Genomic DNA, 24,930 nt, shown 5'->3' on the forward strand with positions numbered 1-24,930 from the left:
CAACTGTATGAGAAAACTATTACCAGTACTACTTTTCCTAATTTCTAGCCTTGCTATTTCCCAGGTGCAAACGGCAAACTTTGCTGTATCACCCGAAGCTTTTGGGGAGAACGACCAAATTACCCTGACCGTAGGGAACGTAGATCCGGAAAAATGGGGGGTGACAGACCTTTACCTTTGGGCCTGGTCCTTGGATGCCAATGGGCAAAACTCCCAAGATTCCCCAACTAATGGAACATGGACTAATAGCAATGAGGCACAAAAATTAAGCGATAATGGGGATGGTACCTTTAGTTTCTCTTTAACTCCCAGTACTTTTTTCAATAGGACCAATATAGGGGAGATTGGAGTCTTGGTTAAGGCCAAAAATGGGGATGGTGATAAAAAAACACAGGACCATATTTTTGCCGTAGGTGCTTTTCAACTTAATTTAATAGCTCCCGCAGAAAGTACCACTGTGGTAAACAGCGGGGAATTATTGAATATTATGGGCAGCACTTCATTGGCATCCAATTTTGTACTTACTGCCAATGGAATAGAAATAGATCAACAAGATGCCATCACCGATTATAATTTCGATTATTCGGTCACTCAAAATACACAGTTTGTTTTGCAGGCTACCCATGACGGGGAAACGAAATCCGTAGCTTTTAAAGCAGTGGTTGCTCCAACGGTAGAGGAGGTACCTGTTCCCGATGGAATGTTAGACGGTATAAACCTAGATCCTTTAGACCCAACTAAGGCTACCTTGGTGCTCTATGCCCCATTTAAGGAATTTGTTCACGTGATTGGAGATTTCAATAATTGGGAAATAGACGATACTTACCTGATGAAGAAAGACAGTTCGCAAGACAGGTTTTGGATAGAACTAACGGGTTTAACACCGCAAAAAGATCATTTGTACCAATATTTGGTCAATTTTGAAATTAATATTGCCGATCCTTATTCTACCCTAATATTAGACCCTTATTCCGATCAGTACATCAATGAGCTTACCTTTCCAAATCTTCCAGATTATCCCACTAATTTAACCACCGAAGCGGTTACGGTATTGCGTACCGGTGAGGCGGAATATGAATGGCAGATAACCAACTTTGTAGCACCCAAGAAAGAAGACTTGGTTATATATGAAGTCTTACTGCGAGATTTTGATGAGTTACACAGTTTTGATGCTTTAAAGGAACGTTTGGATTATTTGCAGTCGTTGGGAATAAATGCTATTGAGCTAATGCCTATTAATGAGTTTGATGGAAATGAAAGCTGGGGCTATAATCCATCTTTCCATATGGCTTTGGATAAATACTACGGAACCAAAGATGCCTTAAAAGCCTTGATAGATGAATGCCACAAACGTGGAATGGCGGTAATTTTAGATGTTGTTTATAATCATGCTACTGGGCAGCACCCCTATTTTAGACTGTGGAACGATACCAATGGCGGCCTTGGGGGAACAGCAACTACCAATAATCCTTTCTTTAATCAGGAAGCAAAACACTCCTATAGCGTTTTTAATGATTTTAACCATCAATCTCCAGCTACGCAATATTATGTAGAAAGGACGGCGCAATATTGGATTGACGAATTTAAGATAGACGGTTTTAGATGGGACCTCACCAAGGGTTTTACCCAAAATTGTGCTTCCAATAACGATGCCTGTACCAATGCATATCAGCAAGATAGAGTGGATGTATTAAAGCAATACGCCGATAAACAATGGGAAGTAAACCCTAATTTTTATGTGATTTTTGAGCATTTAGGAGGGATACAGGAAGAAAGGGAATGGGCAGAATATAGGATTGATGAGGGGAAGGGTATTATGCTCTGGAATAAGCAGACCACCCCTTATAATGAAGCCACCATGGGTTACCACAGTAGCGGAAAATCTAACTTTTCTGGAGTCTCCTATTTGCAAAAAGGATTTACCACCCCTTCGGCAATTTCTTATATGGAAAGCCATGATGAGGAGCGATTAATGTTTAAAAATTTAAACTTTGGAAACGCCACGGAAAACTATTCCACCAAATCTTTGCCAATAGCCTTGGAACGGATGGGGACGGCAGCGGCTTTTTTCTTTACTGTCCCCGGACCAAAATTAATTTGGCAGTTTGGGGAGTTGGGATATGACATTTCCATAGATCAAAATGGACGGGTGGGTAATAAGCCCATCCTTTGGGAATATGCAGAGGACCCCAATAGGTGGGCACTATACCATACCTATCGTAAACTAATACAACTAAAAACGGATGCTCCAGTGTTTTCCACCTCCAATTTTTCAATGGATCTCTCCGATGCAAGTGGGATGAAGCGTATTCATTTAACGCTCGATGACGCCTCGGAAACGGATATTAAATACGTGGTGGTTATTGGTAATTTTGGGTTGACTACAGTGCAGGTAGCTCCTGACTTTCAGGAAACCGGAACCTGGTATAATTTAATGAAGCGAAACCGTCCTTTGGAGGTAACCCAAGTGTCTAGTCCCATTAGCTTGCAACCTGGGGAGTTTTTAATTTATGGGGATAAACCTTTTGTAGACCCTAATGATTTGGATAGTGACGGGGTAATTAATTCAGAAGATGAATGTCCTAATACCCCTCTCGGAGCAACAGTAGATGTAAACGGTTGTAAGGTGTTTACCTTGCCCGTTACCAATTACCGAATTTCATCTACCAGCGTAAACTGTAAATCGGCCAATAATGGCAAAATTGATATTTCGGCAACTGCCAGCCATAATTATACGGCAAGGTTGTTGGGCCCTAATGATTATAACTTCACTAGTAGTTTCACGGATAGTTTGGGAATAGAAAATTTAAAACCGGGTAGCTATTCCCTTTGTTTTGAGGTAGAAGGGGAGTCTTCCTATGAACAATGTTTCTCTATCGAAATTAGTGAACCAGAGGATTTATCGGTTTTTTCAGCAATAGACAGATCTTCAAAAAGCGTTTCCCTCTCCTTAAAAGGAGGTGCATCGTATTACGTAACCCTAAACGGGAAAACTTCCATAACCAAGGAGGATACTCTAACGCTTTCCTTAATGGCAGGTGTAAACAGTATTAAAGTAACTACCGGAGTTCCCTGTCAAGGGACCTTTGAAACCCAGGTAATTGTATCCGAAGATGTAAAGTACTATCCCAATCCGGTAGATTCGGAACTGTCTATTTATTGCGGAGGCATGGATAACGAGGTAACCGTAACCATTTTCGATTTTACGGGAAGAATGCTTTACAAAAAGAAGAAGCAAATTGGAGCTGATAGAACGGTACGGGTAGCTACTGCCCATTTCATTTCTGGGAACTACCTGGTACAGGTGAAAGGTAAGACGATTAACGAAACTTTTAAAATTATTAAATTATGAGTAACCCCTTCATAAAACTACTAGGCCTTTCCCTCATCACTATTTTTATTAGCTGCGGTGGTGGTGGCGATGATAGTCCTACAGAACCCATAGCCACACCGCCAACCCCTGCTACACCTATCAGTCCGGCCAACGAAGAGGTATGCTTGGATGGAAAATCGGTGTCCGATACCCAAAGCGAGGTGCAATTTATTTGGGAGGCGTCTAAACATACGGACAATTATAGCTTGGTAATCACTAATCTAGATTCGCAACAAACAACCAAACACTCCAGTACTACGGAATCAATCTTCGTTAAATTGAACAAGGGAGAACCTTACTCATGGTATGTGGTATCTACTTCAAATAAAATTAACCAACCCGCACAGAGTACTACCTATCGCTTTTACTTGGCAGGGGAGGGGACCCAAAGTTATGCTCCTTTTCCAGCTGAAGTGGTGGCGCCAGAAATGGGCGCTAGCGTTACCGCTAGCGAGGGAACTATTAATCTTCGATGGAAGGGATCCGACCCCGATAATGATATCCAAGGATATGAGTTATTCTTGGATGTGGCCAATCCACCACTGTCTAGTTTAGGGGCAGTAACGGACCAGAACAAGGTAGCAACGGTTACCTCTGGGAATACCTATTATTGGCAGGTGGTCACTACCGATGCAGAGGGGAATACGTCCAATTCGGAAATATTTCAGTTCAAGGTGAACTAGGATGACGATAGAAAATTTGGTGCTTGCAAGTATAAAGAGTAGGAAATAATCAAGAAAGTGAAGAACTCAAGTAAGATTCTTCTTTAGCAATCTACTCGTGAAAATTTGGATTATGATGTATTTTTGTAATAGAGGAAGCATTTTTCATCATTGAATGCTTACAATTATCTATGAATCCACTTGTTTATATTATAGATGACGACTTGGTATCTCAATTCGCTACGCAATATAGAATGAAACAGGCTATAGAAAGCTGTGCTTTTATAAGTTTTGATTCTGCGAAAGATGGATTGAGAACATTTACCGATCAGCTCACCGATGGTAAACAACTTCCAGATATTCTGTTTTTGGATCTAGAGATGCCAAATATGGACGGATGGGATTTTCTAAGAGAATTTAACAATATCTATAGTCCAAATATTCCAACGGACATCTATGTACTTTCATCCTTTAGTAATAAAGAGCTTAGGAAAAAGGTATCGGAGCACCCTTTGGTAAAGGGGTGTTTCAATAAACCCTTGACGAAACTGGATGTGGAGAAAATATTGGTCAACAAACAGAACTTAAATACCACGTCTGGCTAGTTCCCCTCTTTTCCTAATACCATGCACTAGAGTATATCATTGTACTAACACCAGGTTTGAGTTTAATTTGCAGGCCGGGCACCCTTAAGGATAGCCGGAAATAGATCATTGGTTTTTGGACTTATAACTTTATAAACAAATTAAAAAAGGCGCTCCAATTCCTTATACAAGGGATTGGAAGCGCCTTTTTTTTTAGTGGTTGTGTAGGGACTGCCTAGGAGCAGGATATCCCTACTTATACAAAATTATACCAATCACTGTTTTCTTGGTAGTCGGCAACCTGTACTACGGTATTCTTATTTTGGAAAGAATTCACCAAATTGGCTACGTCTCCTTTTATGACTTCCACGCAATTGGCAACAAGATCTTTACGGAATCCTTTTTCTTCCATTTCAAGCACAAAATTCAAAGAGATAATTCTAGAGAATATTTTACCTAATTCCACTAGTTTTCTTTGTTTTAAGCCTGGAGTAAAAGAGAAATCGATAATATCCTTAAAGTGAGGATGCGAACGATCGGTTAGGTTAAACTCTTTTAAAAATGCATACACATTGTAATCGTTTTTACGCTTCATTATTTTTCCTATTATTTCGGCAATTTGCGTATAAAGCATTTCGTTGGATCCTTCAAAAATCTGAAATGCCCTAGTATCCATAATTCCCCTTCCGGCTATGTTCTCCATCTTAAATCCGGTAGAGCCGTATAACTGCGTAGCTATTTGTGCCGATTCCTGCATAAGGTCGGTTACAAATGCCTTCATAGAATTGGCTTCAACACCCGCATCGGCAAGATCTTTATCAATACCGCTATGGGTACTACTTCTAAAGCACATGGCCGAAGCAATAGTAAAGGCCGATTGTACCTTTGATATTTGGTATTGAACCATGTCTAGCTCAATTAACTTGCTGTTTCCAATGATCCTAGCTTCGCAATGTTGTATACACTCATCTAGCATTCGCTTAATGAAACCAAGGGCCATCCCTGGAAATTGCATCCTACTTCTATGAAGAATATCGAGCATCATTTTCACTCCAGAGGTAGCAGGCTCCAGTTTATATTGCGAAGGAACAAGAATATCTACCTTGTTTTTACCATAAGGAATCATATAGAGCCCTAGATTGTCATAGTATTCCTCTACTATAATCTGCTGATTGGGCTGGGTTACATCACAAATGAAAAAATCGATGTCTCTATTTAGGTTCCCCTTACTATTCTTTTCACGAGAGGCAATAAGCCAATAGTCTGCCATACCCGTTAATCCTTGCCAGTGTTTGGTACCCTTAACCCTATAACTGTCGCCTTCCTTTTCATTATAGGTTTCCATTCCAAGTGCATTGCTACCATAATCTGGTTCGGTGATCATAAGACCCCCCATATTTTGTTTCTTTAGAAACCGATCAAAAATATTGGCTTTTATATCAGCATTGGCATACTTGGCTACCGGCTCCAAAAATAATGCGATGTTTATTCCAAAGGTCAGAGATAAGGAAAGGGATTCGTACGAAGCCGAGGATAAGATGCCCAAGCATTCCTTAACCTTTAGGCCTCTTCCTCCAAATTCTTCAGGAATAGCCACGGATAAAGGAGACTTCCCCATAATTTCCCTTAGGGCTACAGGGGGTATCCCTCGTTCGTTACTAAATTGATCAATATTATATCTTTCGTGAAAAACGCTCTTAAGAACCTTTTCAAATTCCTTTATATACTCTTGGAAATTTTTATGCATACTGTATTGTAATAAATAAATAATTGTTTTTGCAAATCTACTCCTTCTATACCTTATTAACCATACTTTTTTAAGTCCTTACATCAATTTTTATGTCGGAATTATAGGATTGCTATGGGAAGGAAGTCGCTTTATTCTAGAAATGTATGTAAAATGTAACTGCTCAGCCTATTAGTTTAATGAAATTAAAAAAGCTATGTGTGATCTAGTTGCCTGTAGTTGCCATTTAACTGTAGACCTTTTAGAAGTAATCAAAATTAATAAACTCTTTTATAAATATGCAAAATTAGGATAGTCAATTTATATAACTGCTGATATTAATCAGTATTCCCCCAATAAGAAGTTGCCTCCAATTGTTGGGATTTAGACTTTGCGTACCTCCACTAAAATTAAAAATCAGAATACTACTTGATTTGGTGTAGGAATATGTGTTAAAGTATTCATTATAAATAGGGTTGTTGTCCTATTTCTGTTAAGAAATATTTTGTAGGATCCTGTAATTGGGTTGGCTTTGTTTTATGCCAAAATCACACTGGTGTACCTAGGTACCTTAACCAAGGATGTTCTATGTCAGGTAAGTATGTTTCCCAAATTTATTTCAAAGGGACTTTTGATGGATTAAATACTGTAAGGCATAATTAATGATTCGCTAATGATTGTGTTATAAAATTGCTAAATGTGCGATGTTTGTTATTGTTGTCAACATATAAGGTACTAACTTTGCCATGAGTGTTAAGATTAGCAAAATAGATTTTTTCAAATTTCTCGTTTATTCTAATAAAATAAATTTGAAGATTATGCTTTTCAAAAAGCACTCAAAAGATTAGCAAAGCAAAAATATTCCAGAATACTTCAAAGGATTATTTAAGATAAGCTAAGTAGCTTTTTTTATTAGAGTTATGTATTGGGTAGCGGTTAAGCTAACTCATATATAATGGTGGTCATAATAAAAAAGGATACAATTTACAACAGGAGTGGATGCAGCGTTTCCCATCACAGCTTTCCGGTGGGGAATTACAGCGTTTTTGCCTTGCTAGAGCCATTTCACCAGAAACAAAATTTATAATCGCAGATGAGATGACAACTATGCTCGATGCCATTACCCAAACACAAATATGGCAAACTGTTTTGCAGCTGGTAGAGCGCCAGCAACTTGGAATGTTGGTTATTAGTCACGAGCTTCCTTTATTGAAAAAAATCTGTGATCGTATTCTAAACTTTGAGGAATTGGCAGGAACTAACTAAGGGATGCGGACTTATAAAATGTAGCCTTGCTACTACCCATCTTACAGTATATGGCTTATCCTCTTCTTCCCGTCTTTCCCTGTAGGGTGGCTAAGATGTCCATAATTCCGAATACTTTAATTGGTAAAAAAGCATGGTGCCTATCCCTGTATATTTCTTACGCATTAACTAAACTTCAAGGAGAATAGTCCATTTTGGTTTATGGATAAGAACTTGCTATATTGGTCGGCATGAAAATAAATACACTAGCTATCGTTGGTTGTGGGAAACTTGCCCACATTGTTGTAGAAGCAATGAATTCTGGACTATTGCCCCAGTACAAGCTTATAGGATGCTATTCCCGAACATTTGAAAAAGCCGAACGAATTGTGGATATGATTTCCAGTTCACAGTCCAAAAACACCTGTACAGCCTGTAACACGATGGATGAATTACTTGCCCTTAAACCAGACTATATTGTGGAGGCAGCATCTCCTGATGCCTTTCGAGAGTTCGCCATACCTGCATTAACCAAAGGTTCTTCCATTGTAACACTTTCCATTGGTGCCCTAGCCGATACGGATTACTATGAAGCGGTAAAAAAGGCTGCCAGTGAGAATAATACTCGCGTACATTTGGTTTCTGGTGCTATTGGAGGTTTTGATGTAATGAGAACCATTTCTCTCATGGAGAAATGTACGGCATCTTTTGCTACTGAAAAAAGTCCTGATTCCTTAAAAAACACCCCCGTATACGAAGAGTCCCTACAAACCGAAAAGAAAACGGTTATGAAAGGGAACGCTCAGGAGGCCATTGCTCTTTTCCCATCCAAAGTGAATGTGTCGGTTGCAGCCTCCCTTGCCACTGTTGGTCCTGAAAATATGAAAGTATCGGTTACTTCTACACCAGGTTACATTGGTGACAGGCATCGGATAGAGGTTAAAAGTGAGCAAATAGATGCAGTAGTGGATGTCTATAGCAAAACGTCGCAGATTGCTGGGTGGAGCGTGGTGAACACCCTACGCAACATTACTTCGCCAATTGTTTTTTAAAATAGTCATCAATATTCGCTAAAACCTTTTTGCTAAGTCGGTCAAACGCCTGTCTTGTTCTCCCTACGGAAACCTGCATACAATATACATTAGGGTGACTTAAGAACTTCTTGTTTCCCAATGCGCCAAGGGTATCTGCATAGAGACGATTATCACCCTCTAGCCACTGCTGAAAGGGAGTTTCATCCCAAGCTGGAGAAAGACCAGTATTAAAAAGAATTTTACGGTTTCCTAACTGTGTAAATTCTTCTTCGTGTAATAGCACGGTGTTTTTATTAAGACAGGTGATGACTACCTCACACTCTGCAAGCAGGGTTTTTAAAGGCAAATAACGATACCCCTTTGCCTTGGCCTCCGGTTTTTCACCTCGTGAAAAATAGGCTATCTCGGCTCCAAAAAAATGAAGGGCATCTGCCACCATTCCTCCAGAGGCTCCCAAACCTACGATTCCTGCTTTTATTCCGGTTATCTCCCTTGGTACTCCATCCCAAGGTTTTTCGGGCTCTCCGTTGGGTTTTGTGCCAAAACCGTGAAGGCAACGGACAAGCTCACTAATTACGTATTCCACAACTCCTTCATCCCCATAATCGCGAATTCCCGTCACCGTAATTCCGCGTTCAGTAGCATAGGCGATATCTACGTTGGCACTTTCAGGGGAGTACAAGGAACAACACATCCCAATATATCTTACATTTAAACACTTCATTAATGTGGCTTTCCCAAGATGGGAGGTGTAACTTAATAAAACTGCATCCGCATCGCCAATTCGCATTGCCATTTCCATATCGTCTTTAGGGATGTCCCTATAGAGTACTACTTCTTTTGCGTAATTATGAAGGTCCTTTTCTGCTGATGGGATTAAATTTAACGGCTCTATGGCCACAAGTTTATTGAACATGCTACAGCGTATTTCTTTATTAGCGTATGATAACGCATCTTTTATGGAAAAACAAACGAAAGGGTAGGAAAAGTATGGAAGATATTGAGGTGAAAAAGGTTAATGAATCAAAATTTCATCAGGCTACATAGGGTGTCTTTGTAGTCCCATGCATTAGCTATAGGAAAAAATATTGCAACATAAATAGTTCCTAATTATTGTAATACACCCATCACTTTTTAAACTCTTTTCCATGTTTAAATTGATTTGGTAGTAATAATATCGGAATAGAATAATAAATGAGTCCAGCTAAAAAAAGCTATCTCCTAATCCTGAAACAAAAACTTGGCTATCCTGTACAAAAGGAGTTATGGTAATATAAAGGCCAGCTGAAGAAAGAACCTGGCCCCAAACTGGTTTAACCCAATGATGTGGTAACCGAGGGTGGTGAAATAATAGGTGAGTGGCGGTTAATGCTAATGGTATATCCCTAATAATTGGGAAGGTAAGTAGTCACTAGATACCAACATCTCCCTACTGATTTCCGCATATCTGGTCTCACTGGTTTCTTCTAAATCGTAAGAGCCAATTCTAGCTATAAGAAGTATAAATACAATGGCCGGAAATATAAGAAAATACCGAAAAGAGGTTGTTTTAGATTGTATTAATTCCTTTACAATGGTGGAGATCATAACATAGAACCTACTCCTATACTCAAGTTATAATATTATAAGTTGTCATAATCACTTGTAGAATAGACACCTACGGGGATATGAGAGATTGTGCCCTTAGTTAATAGAGGGATAAATAAAAATAATGGGGGATGACAACTATTTTATTAAACTTTATGTTTTTTATAACCCTGTTTTGGCAAGCAGTTTGATATTTTTAAAGCAACTGAAATATAATATAGAAATGAAAAAAACAATTTTAGCATTAGGACTCATGGGCCTTATAACCGTTTCCTGTAAAAATAGCGCTGATAAATACGCTTCCATAAAGAGTGAAACTACTTCCGAAATTCCGGCAGATAAAAATGAAGTTCCAGATATGCACACTTCGCAAATATCCTTGGATTGGGAAGGAACCTATGAGGGGACCCTACCTTGTGCCAGTTGTGAGGGTATACATACCAAGATTACCCTTACTGCCGATGGTAGCTATAAGTCCGAGCTAGAGTACCTAGGGAAAGAAGATGGGAAGTTTACCGATAATGGAAAATTCACCTGGAATGAGGACGGGAATACCATAACACTTCTAGAAGTCAACGGAGAAACAAAACATTACAAAGTAGTAGAGAATGCCATCATTATGTTAGATAAGGATGGGAAGGTCAATACCGGGGATCTGGCATCCCATTATGTACTATCCAAACAATAGGCTGCTTGGGCATAGCAAGTAGTTGTATTGCGGTACTAGTGAACCCGCTTGGAGGAAGGTAGAATAACCGTTAATTTTGAGCGTATACCTTTTCTAGTGGGTATTTCACTACCATAAACTTAAATAGCTGAGCAACCAATTTAAAATTGGATATAATGAATTTAACCAATAAATTTTCTGGCCTCTACACCGATCTCTATCAACTCTCCATGGCCGAAGGCTACTTTTTGTCGGGAAGGGCGGGAGATACGGTTAATTTCGATTATTTCTTTAGGAAAAATCCCTTTGGAGGGGGATATACCATCTTTTCGGGACTACAAGATCTATTAGAGCTAATACAAGATTTTAAGTTCAGTTCAGAGGCTATTGATTTTCTACACCAAAGAGGCTTCCAAAGTAGCTTTTTGGAGTATTTAAAAGACTTTCAGTTCAAAGGAACCCTATATGCTCCTAAGGAAGGGGAAGTTATTTTTCCCAATGAGCCGGTAATCACTGTGGAAGGCACAATCATAGAGGCCCAATTGTTAGAAACACTGTTGCTGAACACCATTAATTATCAGTCACTGATCGCAACAAAGGCCAACCGGCTTCGCCTTTCAGCTGGGGATAAGGCATTAATGGAATTTGGAATGCGCCGTGCCCAGGGGTGGGCCGCAATTCACGGTAGTAGAGCAGCGGTAGTAGGTGGCGTAGATGCTACCTCTAACGTACTTAGTGCTCATTTATACGGACTGGAGGCTTCCGGGACACAAGCACATTCCTGGGTGCAAAGTTTTGAAGATGAGCTAACGGCCTTTAGGGTATATGCAGAGACCAGACCCAAAAACTGTGTATTGTTGGTTGATACGTATCACACGCTAAAAAGTGGCGTTCCCAATGCTATTATTGTTGCCAAAGAAATGGCTGAAAAAGGAGAGCAACTAGCAGCCATTAGATTAGATAGCGGAGACTTGGCCTACTTATCCAAAAAAGCTAGGCAGCTATTGGATGATGCCGGATTGAAAGAGGTGAAAATTATTGCGTCTAACCAGTTGGACGAATATATCATTAAAAGCCTCATAGATCAGGGAGCTAAATTGGACGGTTTTGGGGTGGGTACCAGTCTTATTACCGGTCAAAAAGATGGAGCTTTAGACGGAGTCTATAAGCTTAGTCAGGTAAACAAGAGACCCACTATAAAACTGTCTGAAGATGTATATAAGTTGACACTTCCAGGAAAGAAAAAGATTGCGAGGTATTACACCGATGAAGATAAATTGTATGCAGATGCTATTGTATTGGCAGAAGAAAAGGTATCGGATATACACACTATTTATCACCCCCAATATCCTGATAAGCAATCTGTAATTGCCGGATTAAAGAGTGAGGTTTTGACTTCAAAAGTAGTTGAAAATGGAAATGTATTGATTCCAGAACTACAGGTGAGTGAAATCTCCGAGTATAGAAAGCATAGGGTTTCCCAGTTATCGGACGAACATAAAAGATTTGAGTTTCCCCATGTTTACAAGGTAGGTTTGAGTAATTCCTTAATTGAATTGAGAGATTCCTTATTGCTAAATATCAAAAGCAATAAATAGTGACCGTGAAATACATGGAAAAGAAGTTCGTATCCATGCATACCATAGATTTTTGGTATCTTCCTTACCCCTAAATGGCAAAGATGAGAAGCTAACCACTACCTATATAGCAGGTTGTAACGATTTAGCAAATAGGAAGCGTACTTTTTAAAATGGCTTCCTATTTGTAAAATTAAATAGTTTGGATTTAGGATGTTAGGTGTTTAAGATTCCACTGGTAGATAAATATAAAAAGTTGCCCCTACACCCAATTCTCCGGTAGCTGTTATTACGCCGTGGTGATTTTCCACTATTCTCTTAATAATGGCAAGTCCAATTCCAGTACCCGGATACTCTGACTTCCCATGGAGTCGTTGGAAAAGCTCAAAAATCTTTTTGCTGTATTGTTGGTCAAATCCTATTCCGTTATCGGAAACAGATATACGACAGTAGTTTTTGTGGTTTAACAGGGATTTATTTTCAATAGCACTTCCTGCAACCACTTCAGTATCTATGGTTATTCGTAAGGGGACACTAGGCTTGGAGAATTTTAAGGAATTGGTAATCAAATTGTGGAAGAGTTGTTTTATTTGAAAGGGAATAATAAGCAGCTCGTAATTTGATTGGAAGTCTATTACTGCCTCCTTTTTTAACAACTCTTCGGCGAGATCTTCCTCTACTTGTGCAACAATATTTCTGAGGGATGTTTTTTTCAACTCCCCTTCCTGATTATGCGTTCTAGAGTAGGCAAGCAAATCTTCAATAAGTGTTTGCATGCGTTCTGCTGAAAGTCGCATACGGGCAAAAAGATCTTTACCATAATTAGAAAGTACATGTCCTTCCTTTTCAGCAATTCGCGATGTAAAGGTCTGAATTTTTCTTAGTGGTTCCTGAAGATCATGGCTAGCGATATATGCAAAGGATTGAAGCTCTTTATTCAGCTCCTGAAGTTCATTGTTTTTTTGTTCTAGCTCAATCTTTTTTTCTTTTAAGGCATCATCGGCCTCCTTCTTTGCGGTTAAGTCGCGCGTAACCTTAGAAAACCCTATTACCTCATTGTTTTGTCCATGCACTGCGGTGATCACCACACTTGCCCAAAACAAGGTCTTATCCTTCCTTACGCGCCACCCTTCCTGTACCGCCCGATCATTTTTAATGGCTCTTTTCAATAGTTTTTGTGGAAGGCCGTTTTTCCGGTCCTCTTCGGTATAAAAATTTGAAAAGCTTTTACCAATAATCTCATCAGCCTTATACCCTTTAATTTTTTCTGCTCCTGTGTTCCAATTCTCTACAATCCCATGTCTATTGAGATATAGGATGGCATAGTCCTGTACTTCCTCTACCATTAAATGATAGCGTTGTTCGCCTTTTTTTAGGGACTCGTTTAATTGGAGTAGCTCCGAAGTTCGTTCCCTTACCTGTTTCTCCAGTTCATAAGTAAACATTTTTTGGTCTTGAATATCCGTGCTAATGCCCACCCACATTAGTATTTCCCCGCTTTGGTTTCTTTGAGGTTTTGCCCTAGTTAGTTGCCAGCGGTATACACCGTCATGCCGTTTAAAACGATGCTCAAACAAAAAATCTTGCCCCGTTTCAATAGCCTTTTCCCAGAGTCTTATATTCTCTTCCCGGTCATCTGGATGTACCACTTGCAACCAGCCTCTGTTCTCTAGTTGCTCCGGACCTAGTCCAGAATAGTTGTAAACAGACCGGTTAAAGTAGTTTATATTCCCTTCAGAGTCTGTAAGCCATATAAACTCTGGCATAGCATCTGTGAGTATTTTAAATTTGCGTTCGCTTTCCTCTAGACGTTGTTGGGCCTTATCGTGCTTGGTGGTTTCAGTAAAGGTAAGCAGGACACCAGCAACCTGGCCCTCATCATTGAATGCTGCACTAAAACAGATGGTTTTGTAATTACCTTTTTTGCCTGACTTCCTATTAAAAGATAATTTTTCATTGTAAGCAGTGACAGGTTTAGCAGTGTCTAATACCCTATTTATCTTTAATTCTAAAAAGTCCCAAATTTCTGGCCAAGCCTCACTTCCCTTTTTTCCGATAACGGGCTGTTTTTCATTTCCTTCCAAGTGAAGCCGAAACGCATCGTTATAAAAGCAAATTTGTTCTCCTCCCCAAAAACAACACATGGGTAAGGAAGCGTGTAAAATTAAACTAAGTGTTGTGCGTAAGCTTGTGGGCCACTCAGTGATAGGTCCCAAGGAAGTTTCCTCCCATGCCATTGCGCTTATATGTGCTCCCATATCGCCTCCAGCACTGAGGAAGGGGATTCCGTTTGCTTTATGGGGTTTATTCATAGCGTTTTAATTTTCTGGTTTAATAAGAAAAGTGTCTTTTTTTGGTGGCAACCCATTGTTTGAGTCAAGTAATGTTACCACCTTATTAATCACAGTTTTGAGGTTGGTGAAGCTGGCAGGTTTTCGAATAAAGAAATCTGCGCCTTCCGCAAACAATTTATTAATAACCGTAGGATTGTTGGAGGTAGTGAAAATTACCACTGGTAAATGTCTTAATTTGTCGCAGTGCTTTATTTCGGAAAGGCATTCAAAGCCTGTTTTTAAAGGCATGTTTAAGTCCAGAAAAAGCACCTTGGGAAAGTCGGTTTCCAATTCCTTAAGGTAATTCATCAATTCCACCCCATTGTTCAAGGTTTTAAGAAAGACCGGGAGGCGGAGTTCCTCCAAGGCGTCTTTAAAAAACATGCAGTCGTCCTCATCATCATCGGCTAGTACTATTAGTGGGTGGCTAGTTGTCATTCTGAACTATGGTTTTTTAGAGTTTTAAAGGTAAGTAAATAATGAACGTTTTCCTTATTTTTTTATGGGTCGGTGATAAAAGTATTCGGCGTTGGGAGGACTTCAGTTTATCTTAATCATTTCCGAGAGCTACTAATTTGGACTTCTGTTGATGGGAACTTAAGCAATTAATACTTATGAAGGTAGCCCAGTAAATGTGATTGTTGTTCCCCCAATTTAGGGGTTACCCAGGATAGAACATATAATAAGGATAGGTTCCGGTAAGGTCTACCTGAAAAACACTTTAAGGGGAATTGAAGGAATAGCACTCGTAGAATTCTAACGGAAAAAGGGGGGGGGTATAGGGTATGGTTGCATACGCTTACCATATTGTGAATATCTATTCTGGCTTTTTCCTTATATCACTTTTATAACATATATATTTGGCAACCTAAAAATAATATTATGAGTGTAACTTGGTACGAATGCAAAGTTAAATACAGAAAAACACACGAAACTGGAGAACAAAAGGTAACCACAGAGACCTACCTCCTGGATGCTATCTCCTATACAGAAGCAGAAACAAGAATAAATGAGGAAATGGCCACTTTAACTAGTGAGGAGTTTCTAATTACCAATATTAAGGTCGCTAATTTCTCGGAAGTCCATCCCTATGAAAATTCGGATCGTTGGTTTAAATCCAAGGTTTCCCTAATTGCTTTTGATGAAGAAAGTGGCAAGGAACGAAAGACCAATTTATACATGCTGGTACAGGCTAATGACGTAAAAGAAGCCTACGATAATACCATTACCGCAATGAGAGGAACTACGGGCGACTATTCCATTCCTGCGATTACAGAGTCTCCAATTTTAGATGTGTTTCCCTATTTTACAGGCGAAGAAGAGCAGCTAGAAAAATTTAAGGTTATAGAAAAGTCCGAACAAGAAGAGGAAGAAGCACAGATAGAAGAAGAAACTGTTTAGGAATACCAATAAAAATATACTTCCTATTGCCCAGACCTACACATCGGGGCAATAGGATTTTCTACCTTAAAAAGCAGTAAGTAAAAGCCGTTTCTAGGCTTTAAAATTAGTACTAAGTGTAATGGAACAGAATGCTCACCTAGTCAGGATTACCAAAACAATGGCGTATCGCTAAGTTGTTTCCCTGTTACTGCCTCTTAGTCAATTGCCGGTACTGCTAAAAGAATCCTTGTTGAGCCTCTTCTACTCATTACAAACGCCCTTAACTTATTCGGGAAATTTATCGTTTGCTTTCCGGAGACAACCTTCCTCAGGATTTTCTTATTATACTGGGTTCAATACCAAAGCATTCCTGTCCTCCAGTAATAAGAACCTATACCAAATAGGAGTCTAACCTATGGTGACTATTTAGAAGGTTTCATGGAAAACCAAAAGATTGGCAGATTCGCAAGAAATTATGTAGCTTCCTCTGGGACCATTTCAAGGTCATTAGGATAACAGAAGTAATAATTAGAAACGATTATAAATGAATAACACAGATACAACCCTATCGGAAATCGATTTAAAACATCTGGCTCAGTGCTTGGCCCTGGCCGAAGAAGCAGTAAAAGCGGGCGATAAACCCTTTGGGTCGCTCTTAGTAAATAAAAATAACGAGGTAATTGCCTCAGCCCGTAATAGGGTGAACGAATTAAACAATTTGGCGCATCCCGAGATTGAACTGGCCCACTGGGCGGCAGATAATTTATCTCCCGAAGATCGCAAACAGACTTGGATGTATACCAGTGGGGAGCATTGCCCCATGTGTGCTGCAGCACACGGTTGGGTTGGTCTGGGCGGTGTTGTTTACTTAAGCTCCGCAAAACAACTTAAAGAATGGCTTTCGGAAATAGATGCACCTGCCGCTCCCATTCATTTTCACCCCATTCAAGATATTGTACCCAATATTCAGGTGAAAGGCCCGGCAAGTGGTAAGTTGTTAGAAAGAATTAAGGCATTACATAGGGAGTATTATGAAGCAGCAAGCGCGAAAAAATAATTGGCAATAAATATTAAATGGTATTGAAAGGAGCTTCCTTAAAACCACCGTCCAGGAATATGGGGTAATTTCCCCTTTTTGTTACCATAGGGTAGGGGGTTAGTAATAAGCTGGCTTATTCCGTTCTATTTTTTTTGTAACCAAGGATTATTGGTCTTGGAAGCTCCACGCTATAAACCTACTTTTTTTATTGCCTTGATCCATATTAATAACCCTAACAGTGATAGGGGCGGTTTTATTGACAGCTCTTTTTATGTCTTTTAAGTTTTCTTTTTGGGAGACCAAGGAGGTAAACCATTGTATCTGGTCCTTGTAAAGGATACTTTCGGCGGCCATTTTCTTGATAAATGCGGTTTCCCCACCCTTGTACCACAATTCATTGGAGAGGCCTCCAAAGTTTTGAGAATCCGCTTCCCTTAGACCAAGATTATTGACTTTTCGTTGGTTACGCCGTATAGCTTCTGTCTTGTTCTTAAAAAATGGGGGATTGCAGACCACCACATCAAAATAATCTTCGGGAAGTACCAGATTCTCCAATATCTTATTTTTAAAGGGTTGGTGGCGTAGTTCTATATTTTCTAATACTGTGTTTTTCGCAATAATGGCTTGGGCGTTTTTTAGGGAGTCTAGGTTTACCTCGCTTCCGGTACATTCCCAGTTAAAATGGCGACAGCCTAAAATTGGATAAATAAGATTGGCACCGGTACCTATATCCAACAAACGGAGTTGCTTTTTGGGAATTAGGTCGGAAATATACAGTAGGTAATCCAAGCGCCCTGGGATAGGGGGGCATAGGTTGTTTTGGGGAATATCCCAATAGGAAAGGCCATAATAGGTTTTTAATAGGCCCGTGTTTAATGCCTTCACCGCTTCTTTATCACCAAATTTTATGGTCTTGTTTCCATAGTCGTTTATAAAAACAAATTGTTTTAAAGGGGGATGTTTGTCCACCAATCGATCAAAATCGTAATCTGATATGAACGGATTTTTTAGATGCATAGATAAAATTACTTCTTATTAACTCTGTTATAGGAATCCATAATCTCCAAAACCTTACCTATTGGAAGAGATTCTATTTGTCTCCCCTTTATCCCGCGTATACCCTCTGCTGCAAATAAGGAGTTGATGATAGCCTCCTCTGTTGCTTCTATGGTGGCCATAAACAGTGGAGTAATGGCATCATTCCTAAGGACCTTAGGCTGGTTAAAAGGGGTATCACTGGTATAAGGGATTAGATTTTCTTTGGCTGTGGATACTGCTATTATGTAATCGCCACTCCCATTGGAGGCAATTCCTCCGGTTTTTGCTAATCCTAACATGGCCCTTTTCGCCAGTCGCTCCAAATTCCTGGAATCTAAGGGAGCATCGGTAAATATAACAATCATGCAGGAGCCATCAGTATCGTAATTATAGTGTTTTGGTACGGTATTCAGTTCCTTGGCAATGGGGACACCATTAACTTCTAGCACACCACCAAAATTGGACTGTACCAAAACTCCAACGGTGTAACCTCCAAGGGAGCTAGGTATCACCCTGGAGGAAGTTCCAATACCTCCCTTAAATCCAAAGCAGATAGTCCCGGTTCCTGCACCTACATTTCCCTCCACCACGGGGCCAGATTTTGCATTTTCTATGGCGCTTAAAACATGATGCTGTTTAATATGCCTTCCTCGAATATCATTTAACCAACCATCATTAGTTTCCCCAACAATGGAGTTTACAGAATGCACCTCTTTATTGCGGTCCAAGGTGTAGGATATAAGCGCATCAGAGGCAACAGGAACACTTAGGGTGTTGGTTAAAATTATAGGGGTTTCTATATTTCCTAGTTCCTTAACCTGACTATAGCCAGCCAATTTACCAAAGCCGTTTCCTATATAGATGGCGGCCGGCACCTTAGATTGAAAAATGTTACCGGAATGGGGGAGTAGGGCAGTTACCCCAGTTCTAACGCTATCGCCTACAATAAGGGTGGTATGACCAACACTAACGCCCTCAACATCGGTAATAGCATTGTATTTCCCCGTTTTTAAAACGCCAATCTCTATACCGTAATCCCTTGTCCTTTTTTGTTGGGAGTAAGTATGAATGGAAGTTAGTAATAAGACCAAAGCAACAATTCCAACAGGTTTCATAAGCAATAGATTTAGTATGGGTTTTAGCTTCCAAGTGACAGGCTACAATAAAAGCCGTCGGTGGTAGATAACCTCAATTATACGATAAATATGATTCTTATGTAAGGTGCAGGGCGTTTTTAGAGTGAAAATAGTAGAAAACTGATGTGGTACCAATTATGTAATCACTAGAAATGGGCGCCACTTAATAGGATATGGGGTGCCAACCCGTAGAAGCGTGTTGATAGCATTATAGAGCGAGCGCCTAAAAGAAGCTTTAGACAACCTTCTTACCCCAAAGAAAGTTCTGGCTTCTTACGGGGTTCATACCCCTACTATTAACGGGAGGGTAAATTTTTAATAACCTAAGCAAGTAGTTAACTAACCCCAAAACATAGTTGGAAAATATAGCTTAATTTAGTATACTTCCCGATGCCAAAATTTACCAATCTTGAAAATATAATTTTATGCAATCTATTTTCTTCAGTCGATCTGAAGCAATTTATCTATTCAATCAATTCTTTTCTAAACTTTTTGCTGATAGGCAGTGTGTTACGGGCTATCATCCCTCCAAAACCCGATATCAACACAAGACATAAAATTAAACTTACGCTTTTTCAGAACCCTTCTTTAAAACAAAGGAAAGGACATAATCTATTTTATTAATTCAATAAAAAAATATGCCAATAAAAGTTTCTAGAAAAGAAAAATCCTCTAAGTTTTTAGGATTAGTCGTCAATAAAACGGTCTTCCTCGGGGCTACATTAGTGTTAATAGGAAGTATTATTTTTACTCTTGTCTTTCAACAGGAAGCCGATTATTACTTTGGAATAGCCCAAAGCTACGTGTCGGCCCACGGGGGGTGGATTTACACCCTAACAGCAAACCTGTTTATTATATTCGGCTTGTATATGGCCTTGGGCAAATTCGGGAAAATTCGGTTAGGGGGTAAAAATTCCAAACCAGAATTTAGTATCTGGGCCTGGTTCGCCATGTTGTTCAGTGCGGGTATAGGGAACGGATTAGTGTTGTTCAGTATTGCCGATCCGGTGCGCGATTTTTTGAATCCGCCACGTTTGGCGGGGGAAGAGCCAGCATTGATAGCGCAAGAAGCCATTAACTTTTCTTTTTTGCATCATGGAATACACGGTTGGGCCATATACTCCGTAGTGGGACTTTCCCTTGCATATTTCACCTTTAATAGAAAAATGCCGCTAACCCTGCGTTCCGTTTTTTATCCCCTCTTGGGGAATAGGATTTATGGGTGGATGGGAGACGTCATAGATATTATGGCGGTGATCACTACCTTGTTTGGACTGGCTACTACCATAGGTTTTGGAGTAGGGCAAATGAACTCTGGATTAACCCATGTATTTGGGATACCGAGTTCCTTGTTCTATCAGATAATTATAATTGTAGCAGTAACCCTTGCGGCCACCCTTTCTGCATTTAGTGGCGTTAATAAAGGAGTGCAAATGCTGAGTAAACTCAATGTTAGAGTAGCTTCGGCAATTTTTATCATAGTGCTACTATTGGGACCAACAACTTTTATTCTTAAATCCTATATTCAGAATATAGGTAGCTACCTTACCAATTTTGTAGATATGGCTACCTGGACGGAAGCATTAAGAGGTACCGATTGGCAAAAAACTAGAACGATAATGTACTGGGGATGGTGGATTTCCTGGTCCCCATTTGTAGGTACCTTTATTGCTCGGATTTCTAGGGGAAGAACTATTAGGGAGTTTATTCTTTGTGTCTTAATCCTTCCCGCTCTAGTTACATTTCTTTGGTTTAGTGCCTTTGGAGGAATTACTATGCGCGATATTCTTCTAGGGGATACAGCGATGATAGCCGCGGTAAACGACAATATATCCACTGCCTTGTATGTGTTTTTCGATAAATTTCCTCTAGCTATGGTACTCAAAGTACTTGGGGTAGTTTTAATCAGTAGCTTTATTATTACCTCTGCGGACTCCGGTGCCTTGGTGGTAGATAGTATTACTTCTGGTGGAAAACTTAAGACCCCTCCATTCCAACGAGTTATTTGGGCAGTTGCCACAGGAGTAATTGCCGGAGTGCTAATGTATGGAGGTGGATTAAATGCACTGCAGACCGCGGTCACCATTTCTGGGCTCCCCTTTGCTATTTTACTCGGAATGATGTGCTTCTCGCTCCATTCCGGAATGAAGGAAGATTATGAACAGAACGAACGGGAACAGAAGCTACTGGAAAGAGAAACCTATAGAAAAAATATCCTTCAATTGGTAGATAAGGAACGTGAGGCTAGGAGCCAGAATACAAAAAATGAACCTACATTAACCGATAATAAGCAGTAAATGACAAAGAATATAAATCTAGATAACGAATTAAATATTATGGTAGCACTGGATCTAACGCGGATGGATCCAATTCTACTTCAGTATGTAAGTTATTTAACTACCGTATGGAAAGTAAACCATTTATATTTTACCCATAATATAAAGCAGTCCAAACTTTATAACCTTTACGAAGATTTTCTAAAAGACGATATCACGGTCGAAGATATCGTAGAGCGCGAATTGGAGCGCTCTGTAAAAGAAAATTACAAAGGAAACGCAGCCCATACCGTTGTAATTACTTCCGATAATTATACGGAAAGTATTTTAGGGCATATGGCCAAGGAGTACGATATAGACCTAGTGGTACTGGGGAATAAGGACGAGTTTCAAGGTACCGGGGCATTGCCACAAAAATTGGTTCGTATGCTAAATACTCATTTATTGTTGGTGCCAGAGGATGCTAGACATAGATTCCAAAAGGTTTTGGTGCCCATTGATTTTAGTTCTAATTCGGCCAAAGCCTTTTCTGCCGCAAGAAGTTTGGTTCATAGTGATAAAGGGGAGATACAAGCCCTTCACGTGTACAATATTCCGTCTTTTTACTTCCCCTATATTGATACTAGAAAGGCCCACGATAAAACGCATTCTCATTTACATGCCCGATTTAATCAGTACAAGAAAAAATACCGACTTTCGGACGATGTAGAATTTAAGCATATAGATAGGGAAGATCTCTCGGTAGTGAAGGTCATAGAACGAGAGGCAGAGAAAGGGGAATTCGATATTATTCTGATGACTGCTAGGGGAGGGAATAATATTACTTCCCTCTTTATCGGAAGTATTACCAATGACCTATTGTTGGTGAATAGGACGATGCCCTTGTTGGTGGTTAAATAAATTTAGAAAGAAATAGTGTGATTAAAGGCTTTGCCAAGATGGTAAAGCCTTTTTTTTATGGCTGGCTACCAGAGTAGTAGCGAAATGTTTTTCTATTGGCGTACTCTATTCGTGGGGGGGATGGCATTAAGCCCACATACTCCCTTCGTATAAATTAAGATTCGGTTTTTTGTTGAACTATTATAGGAGGAGCAATGCTATATACCTCTTTTACAATCTGATATAAATCTGGAATAACATTTCTTGCCAATTTAGAATTACTATTCAGGAGTACGCAAATGCCAAGATCGTCTTGTGGATACACCGCAATCTCATTCCGGTAATTGTTAACGCTTCCACCGTGATGCCAAACTGTTTTTTCGGTCATATTTTCCTCCTCGGTAAAGGTGTGGATCCGCCATCCAAAACCATAATAGGATTTTAAATGTCCTGGCCAACGATGGTAATACTTTCTGCTACCTCCAACCTCTACAAAAGGGGTGAAAGTTTCCTGAAGTGCAGTATAGTCCATTAATTCTGGGTGGTGTCCCAATAAAAAACGCATCCATTTTCCCATATCCAAGGCACTGGCATTAATTCCCCCAGCTGAAACTGCATTGTAGTAATTTTTATTTAGACTTAACGTTCTCCATCCGTTTCTGGTTCTAGAATGTGGTTTGGCCACATTTTCCCTATGCGCTAAGGTTTCGTAATCCATAGAGATATTATCCATCCCCAGGGGCTTAAAAAATCTATTGGTTAAACAGCTGGCTAATTCTTGACCAGTGGCCTGTAATACCATCTCCTCACATAAGGCAAACATGGCATTTTGGTAACTATACATTCTACCAGGTTTGCTAATGGGAGCCACGTCCTTAAATCGTTCTGCTATGGTAGTTAGTGGAAGTCCGGCCTCAATAAGATTGGTGTAACTATGATAGGGAGTACCAGAAGTATGAGACAATATATTGGCAAGTGTAATACTATCGGTATTGTTCTTATCCCCTAAACGGAAAGCAGGGATAAAATCACTTACCCTGTCCTCCCAATCCAATTTGCCCTCACTCTTTAGGTTAGCGGCCAAAACACCAGCAAAACCTTTGGATAGGGATCCTAGTCTAAATACAGTTTCACCGTTTACCTTATCCTTTTGGTTGAATTCCCGTTTACCAAATCCATCCGAAATTACAATGGAGTCCCCTTTTACAATACTCACTCCTGCGCCTACAATATCTCCCGCTGCAATCGCCTTTTCAAAATAAGCCTTTAATGCAATCTGCAAGTCGCGCTGATGCATTCTATACATCTTTAGCTCGTAGGGGTCTACTTCCTCTTTAATTTCGGCTAGGGCCGATTCAATAGTGCCCTGGTCGCTCTTGTGTGACCTTAGGGAGAAACCAATGGAAACAAGGATAAAAATTGAAAGTATTAAAAAAGAGCCAAGGATTACTATTTTGCTGCGCAGCATGTAAAAAATGATGTAAATTGATGAATTAATGTGGCTAAATATAGGATGAATTACGTAGATAACGGATAAAATGCACTATTTCTTATTCTAAAACCTAAATTTTATAATTTTCATACGTAACCACTGAACGATAATTTCCTTTTTCCTACAATTTGGATATTTTCATCCTTTCAAAGACTCAATTGCTTCAATATTTGTTGGTTAACTTTTTAGTTGTATCCCTTAACGGTGCCCAAGCCAAGGCTAATAGGACCTAATTTATGGATAGTGGGCAACCAGGCACCGCTTTCCGTTAACTGCCAACCTTCCCAGCTGGCTTCCAATCCCCCGATGGGGATAATGTTCACCCACATTTTAAAGCTTTGTGGAATGCCTTCACCGTTCAACAACCATAAATAGGAATCCCCAGGGGTATCCCCTCCAGTAGTGTAAGTAACTAAAAGACCTTGGGTGCCGTCGTCTAGGGTTACCAGACTTCGTTGGGTACCTGGGTCGTACACCTTATAGGGCGCCACCAACCAAAAAGAATCATTATTAAAATATTTACGGGCCTTTTTCAGGATCTTCACCCTTTCCGATCCATCTATTGTATTGCCACTTTCCAGCACCTCCCCAAAATTCGTATCTTTTAAATGAAGGTTTACCGTATAGTCTTCCCATCTTACAGTTACCTGATGCTGTTCCTTATCCCACATATAGTGATGACGGTCATTGGCGAAGGACCATTCTAAGAAACGGGTATTTTTGTAGGCCTCATAATTTAGGGCCGTGAGCATTTTATTGGCCAGGGCATCCGCTTCCGTACCAACAATACCATGGGGTCGGGATTCGTGCATAATAGCAAATAGGGTTCCAAGCACCACCAATAATAATAGAACAGTGCCTAAAACCCATTTTCCAATTTTCTTTATCATTTTTAAATC

General features: G+C 39.8%; 20 protein-coding genes. 11 read left to right on the forward strand and 9 right to left on the reverse strand.

Annotated elements, in window-relative coordinates:
• Positions 1-7 precede the first annotated feature (7 nt).
• The 3 genes from F1E73_RS03825 (at position 8) to F1E73_RS03835 (ending at position 4,640) form a co-directional block, all read left to right on the forward strand.
• Positions 8-3,352 (forward strand): alpha-amylase family glycosyl hydrolase, encoded by a 3,345-nt coding sequence (locus F1E73_RS03825; RefSeq protein WP_150451133.1) that lies wholly within the window; start codon positions 8-10, stop codon positions 3,350-3,352.
• Positions 3,349-4,056, forward strand: coding sequence for a hypothetical protein (locus F1E73_RS03830; protein WP_150451134.1), 708 nt, complete (start codon positions 3,349-3,351; stop codon positions 4,054-4,056). The genes F1E73_RS03825 and F1E73_RS03830 overlap by 4 nt, the downstream gene beginning before the upstream one ends.
• 170 nt (positions 4,057-4,226) lie before the next feature.
• Positions 4,227-4,640, forward strand: coding sequence for a response regulator (locus F1E73_RS03835; protein ID WP_086476920.1), 414 nt, complete (start codon positions 4,227-4,229; stop codon positions 4,638-4,640).
• 235 nt (positions 4,641-4,875) lie between these two features.
• Here F1E73_RS03835 and F1E73_RS03840 read toward each other — a convergent pair whose 3' ends face one another.
• Positions 4,876-6,366 (reverse strand): acyl-CoA dehydrogenase family protein, encoded by a 1,491-nt coding sequence (locus F1E73_RS03840; RefSeq protein ID WP_150451135.1) that lies wholly within the window; start codon positions 6,364-6,366, stop codon positions 4,876-4,878.
• A 978-nt stretch (positions 6,367-7,344) separates the two neighbouring features.
• Between F1E73_RS03840 and F1E73_RS03845 the strand changes: the two genes are divergently transcribed.
• Both F1E73_RS03845 and F1E73_RS03850 read left to right on the forward strand, forming a co-directional pair.
• The gene (locus F1E73_RS03845) at positions 7,345-7,611 is read left to right on the forward strand and encodes an ATP-binding cassette domain-containing protein (protein WP_086476918.1); all 267 of its coding nucleotides are present in this window, start codon (positions 7,345-7,347) and stop codon (positions 7,609-7,611) included.
• A gap of 230 nt (positions 7,612-7,841) precedes the next feature.
• Entirely contained in the window at positions 7,842-8,642 is an 801-nt protein-coding gene (locus F1E73_RS03850; protein WP_223883347.1) for an aspartate dehydrogenase domain-containing protein, read from the forward strand.
• On the opposite strand, the gene F1E73_RS03855 is transcribed toward F1E73_RS03850, so the two are convergent.
• Positions 8,620-9,540 (reverse strand): NAD(P)-dependent oxidoreductase, encoded by a 921-nt coding sequence (locus tag F1E73_RS03855; RefSeq protein ID WP_086476917.1) that lies wholly within the window; start codon positions 9,538-9,540, stop codon positions 8,620-8,622. The two genes, F1E73_RS03850 and F1E73_RS03855, sit on opposite strands and share 23 nt — an antisense overlap.
• A gap of 455 nt (positions 9,541-9,995) precedes the next feature.
• Entirely contained in the window at positions 9,996-10,211 is a 216-nt protein-coding gene (locus F1E73_RS03860; RefSeq protein WP_086476916.1) for a hypothetical protein, read from the reverse strand.
• Positions 10,212-10,434: 223 nt separating this feature from the next.
• On the opposite strand from F1E73_RS03860, the gene F1E73_RS03865 reads away from it, so the two are divergent.
• Both F1E73_RS03865 and F1E73_RS03870 read left to right on the forward strand, forming a co-directional pair.
• Complete coding sequence (locus F1E73_RS03865) at positions 10,435-10,899, forward strand: copper resistance protein NlpE (RefSeq protein ID WP_176328478.1); 465 nt, start codon at positions 10,435-10,437, stop codon at positions 10,897-10,899.
• A 155-nt stretch (positions 10,900-11,054) separates the two neighbouring features.
• Positions 11,055-12,476: a nicotinate phosphoribosyltransferase gene (locus F1E73_RS03870; protein WP_086476914.1), complete on the forward strand. Its 1,422-nt coding sequence runs from the start codon at positions 11,055-11,057 to the stop codon at positions 12,474-12,476.
• Between the two features lie 203 nt (positions 12,477-12,679).
• Here F1E73_RS03870 and F1E73_RS03875 read toward each other — a convergent pair whose 3' ends face one another.
• Both F1E73_RS03875 and F1E73_RS03880 read right to left on the reverse strand, forming a co-directional pair.
• Complete coding sequence (locus F1E73_RS03875) at positions 12,680-14,767, reverse strand: PAS domain-containing sensor histidine kinase (RefSeq protein ID WP_150451136.1); 2,088 nt, start codon at positions 14,765-14,767, stop codon at positions 12,680-12,682.
• A gap of 6 nt (positions 14,768-14,773) precedes the next feature.
• Positions 14,774-15,226 carry a response regulator gene (locus F1E73_RS03880; protein WP_150451137.1) on the reverse strand — a complete coding sequence of 151 codons (453 nt, stop codon included), beginning with the start codon at positions 15,224-15,226 and terminating at the stop codon, positions 14,774-14,776.
• A 444-nt stretch (positions 15,227-15,670) separates the two neighbouring features.
• Here F1E73_RS03880 and F1E73_RS03885 point away from each other — a divergent pair, with 444 nt between their 5' ends.
• Complete coding sequence (locus tag F1E73_RS03885; protein WP_086476911.1) at positions 15,671-16,189, forward strand: DUF4494 domain-containing protein; 519 nt, start codon at positions 15,671-15,673, stop codon at positions 16,187-16,189.
• Between the two features lie 526 nt (positions 16,190-16,715).
• A complete protein-coding gene (locus F1E73_RS03890; RefSeq protein WP_150451138.1) occupies positions 16,716-17,228 on the forward strand; it encodes a nucleoside deaminase in 513 nt (170 codons plus the stop codon).
• A gap of 147 nt (positions 17,229-17,375) precedes the next feature.
• Here F1E73_RS03890 and rlmF read toward each other — a convergent pair whose 3' ends face one another.
• Both rlmF and F1E73_RS03900 read right to left on the reverse strand, forming a co-directional pair.
• Positions 17,376-18,227 (reverse strand): 23S rRNA (adenine(1618)-N(6))-methyltransferase RlmF, encoded by an 852-nt coding sequence (rlmF, locus tag F1E73_RS03895; protein ID WP_150451139.1) that lies wholly within the window; start codon positions 18,225-18,227, stop codon positions 17,376-17,378.
• An 8-nt stretch (positions 18,228-18,235) separates the two neighbouring features.
• Positions 18,236-19,363 (reverse strand): DmpA family aminopeptidase, encoded by a 1,128-nt coding sequence (locus F1E73_RS03900; RefSeq protein WP_150451140.1) that lies wholly within the window; start codon positions 19,361-19,363, stop codon positions 18,236-18,238.
• 659 nt (positions 19,364-20,022) lie between these two features.
• On the opposite strand from F1E73_RS03900, the gene F1E73_RS03905 reads away from it, so the two are divergent.
• Positions 20,023-21,681, forward strand: a complete 1,659-nt coding sequence (locus F1E73_RS03905; RefSeq protein ID WP_150451141.1) for a BCCT family transporter — start codon at positions 20,023-20,025, stop codon at positions 21,679-21,681.
• Positions 21,682-22,560 (forward strand): universal stress protein, encoded by an 879-nt coding sequence (locus F1E73_RS03910; protein WP_150451142.1) that lies wholly within the window; start codon positions 21,682-21,684, stop codon positions 22,558-22,560.
• 154 nt (positions 22,561-22,714) lie between these two features.
• Here F1E73_RS03910 and F1E73_RS03915 read toward each other — a convergent pair whose 3' ends face one another.
• Together F1E73_RS03915 and F1E73_RS03920 are read right to left on the reverse strand one after the other, a co-directional pair.
• Entirely contained in the window at positions 22,715-24,007 is a 1,293-nt protein-coding gene (locus F1E73_RS03915) for a serine hydrolase domain-containing protein (protein ID WP_150451143.1), read from the reverse strand.
• Positions 24,008-24,216: 209 nt separating this feature from the next.
• The gene (locus F1E73_RS03920) at positions 24,217-24,921 is read right to left on the reverse strand and encodes a hypothetical protein (protein ID WP_150451144.1); all 705 of its coding nucleotides are present in this window, start codon (positions 24,919-24,921) and stop codon (positions 24,217-24,219) included.
• Positions 24,922-24,930 lie beyond the last annotated feature (9 nt).

The sequence above is a fragment of the Arenibacter lacus genome, from assembly GCF_008711145.1.
Taxonomy (GTDB): domain Bacteria; phylum Bacteroidota; class Bacteroidia; order Flavobacteriales; family Flavobacteriaceae; genus Arenibacter; species Arenibacter amylolyticus.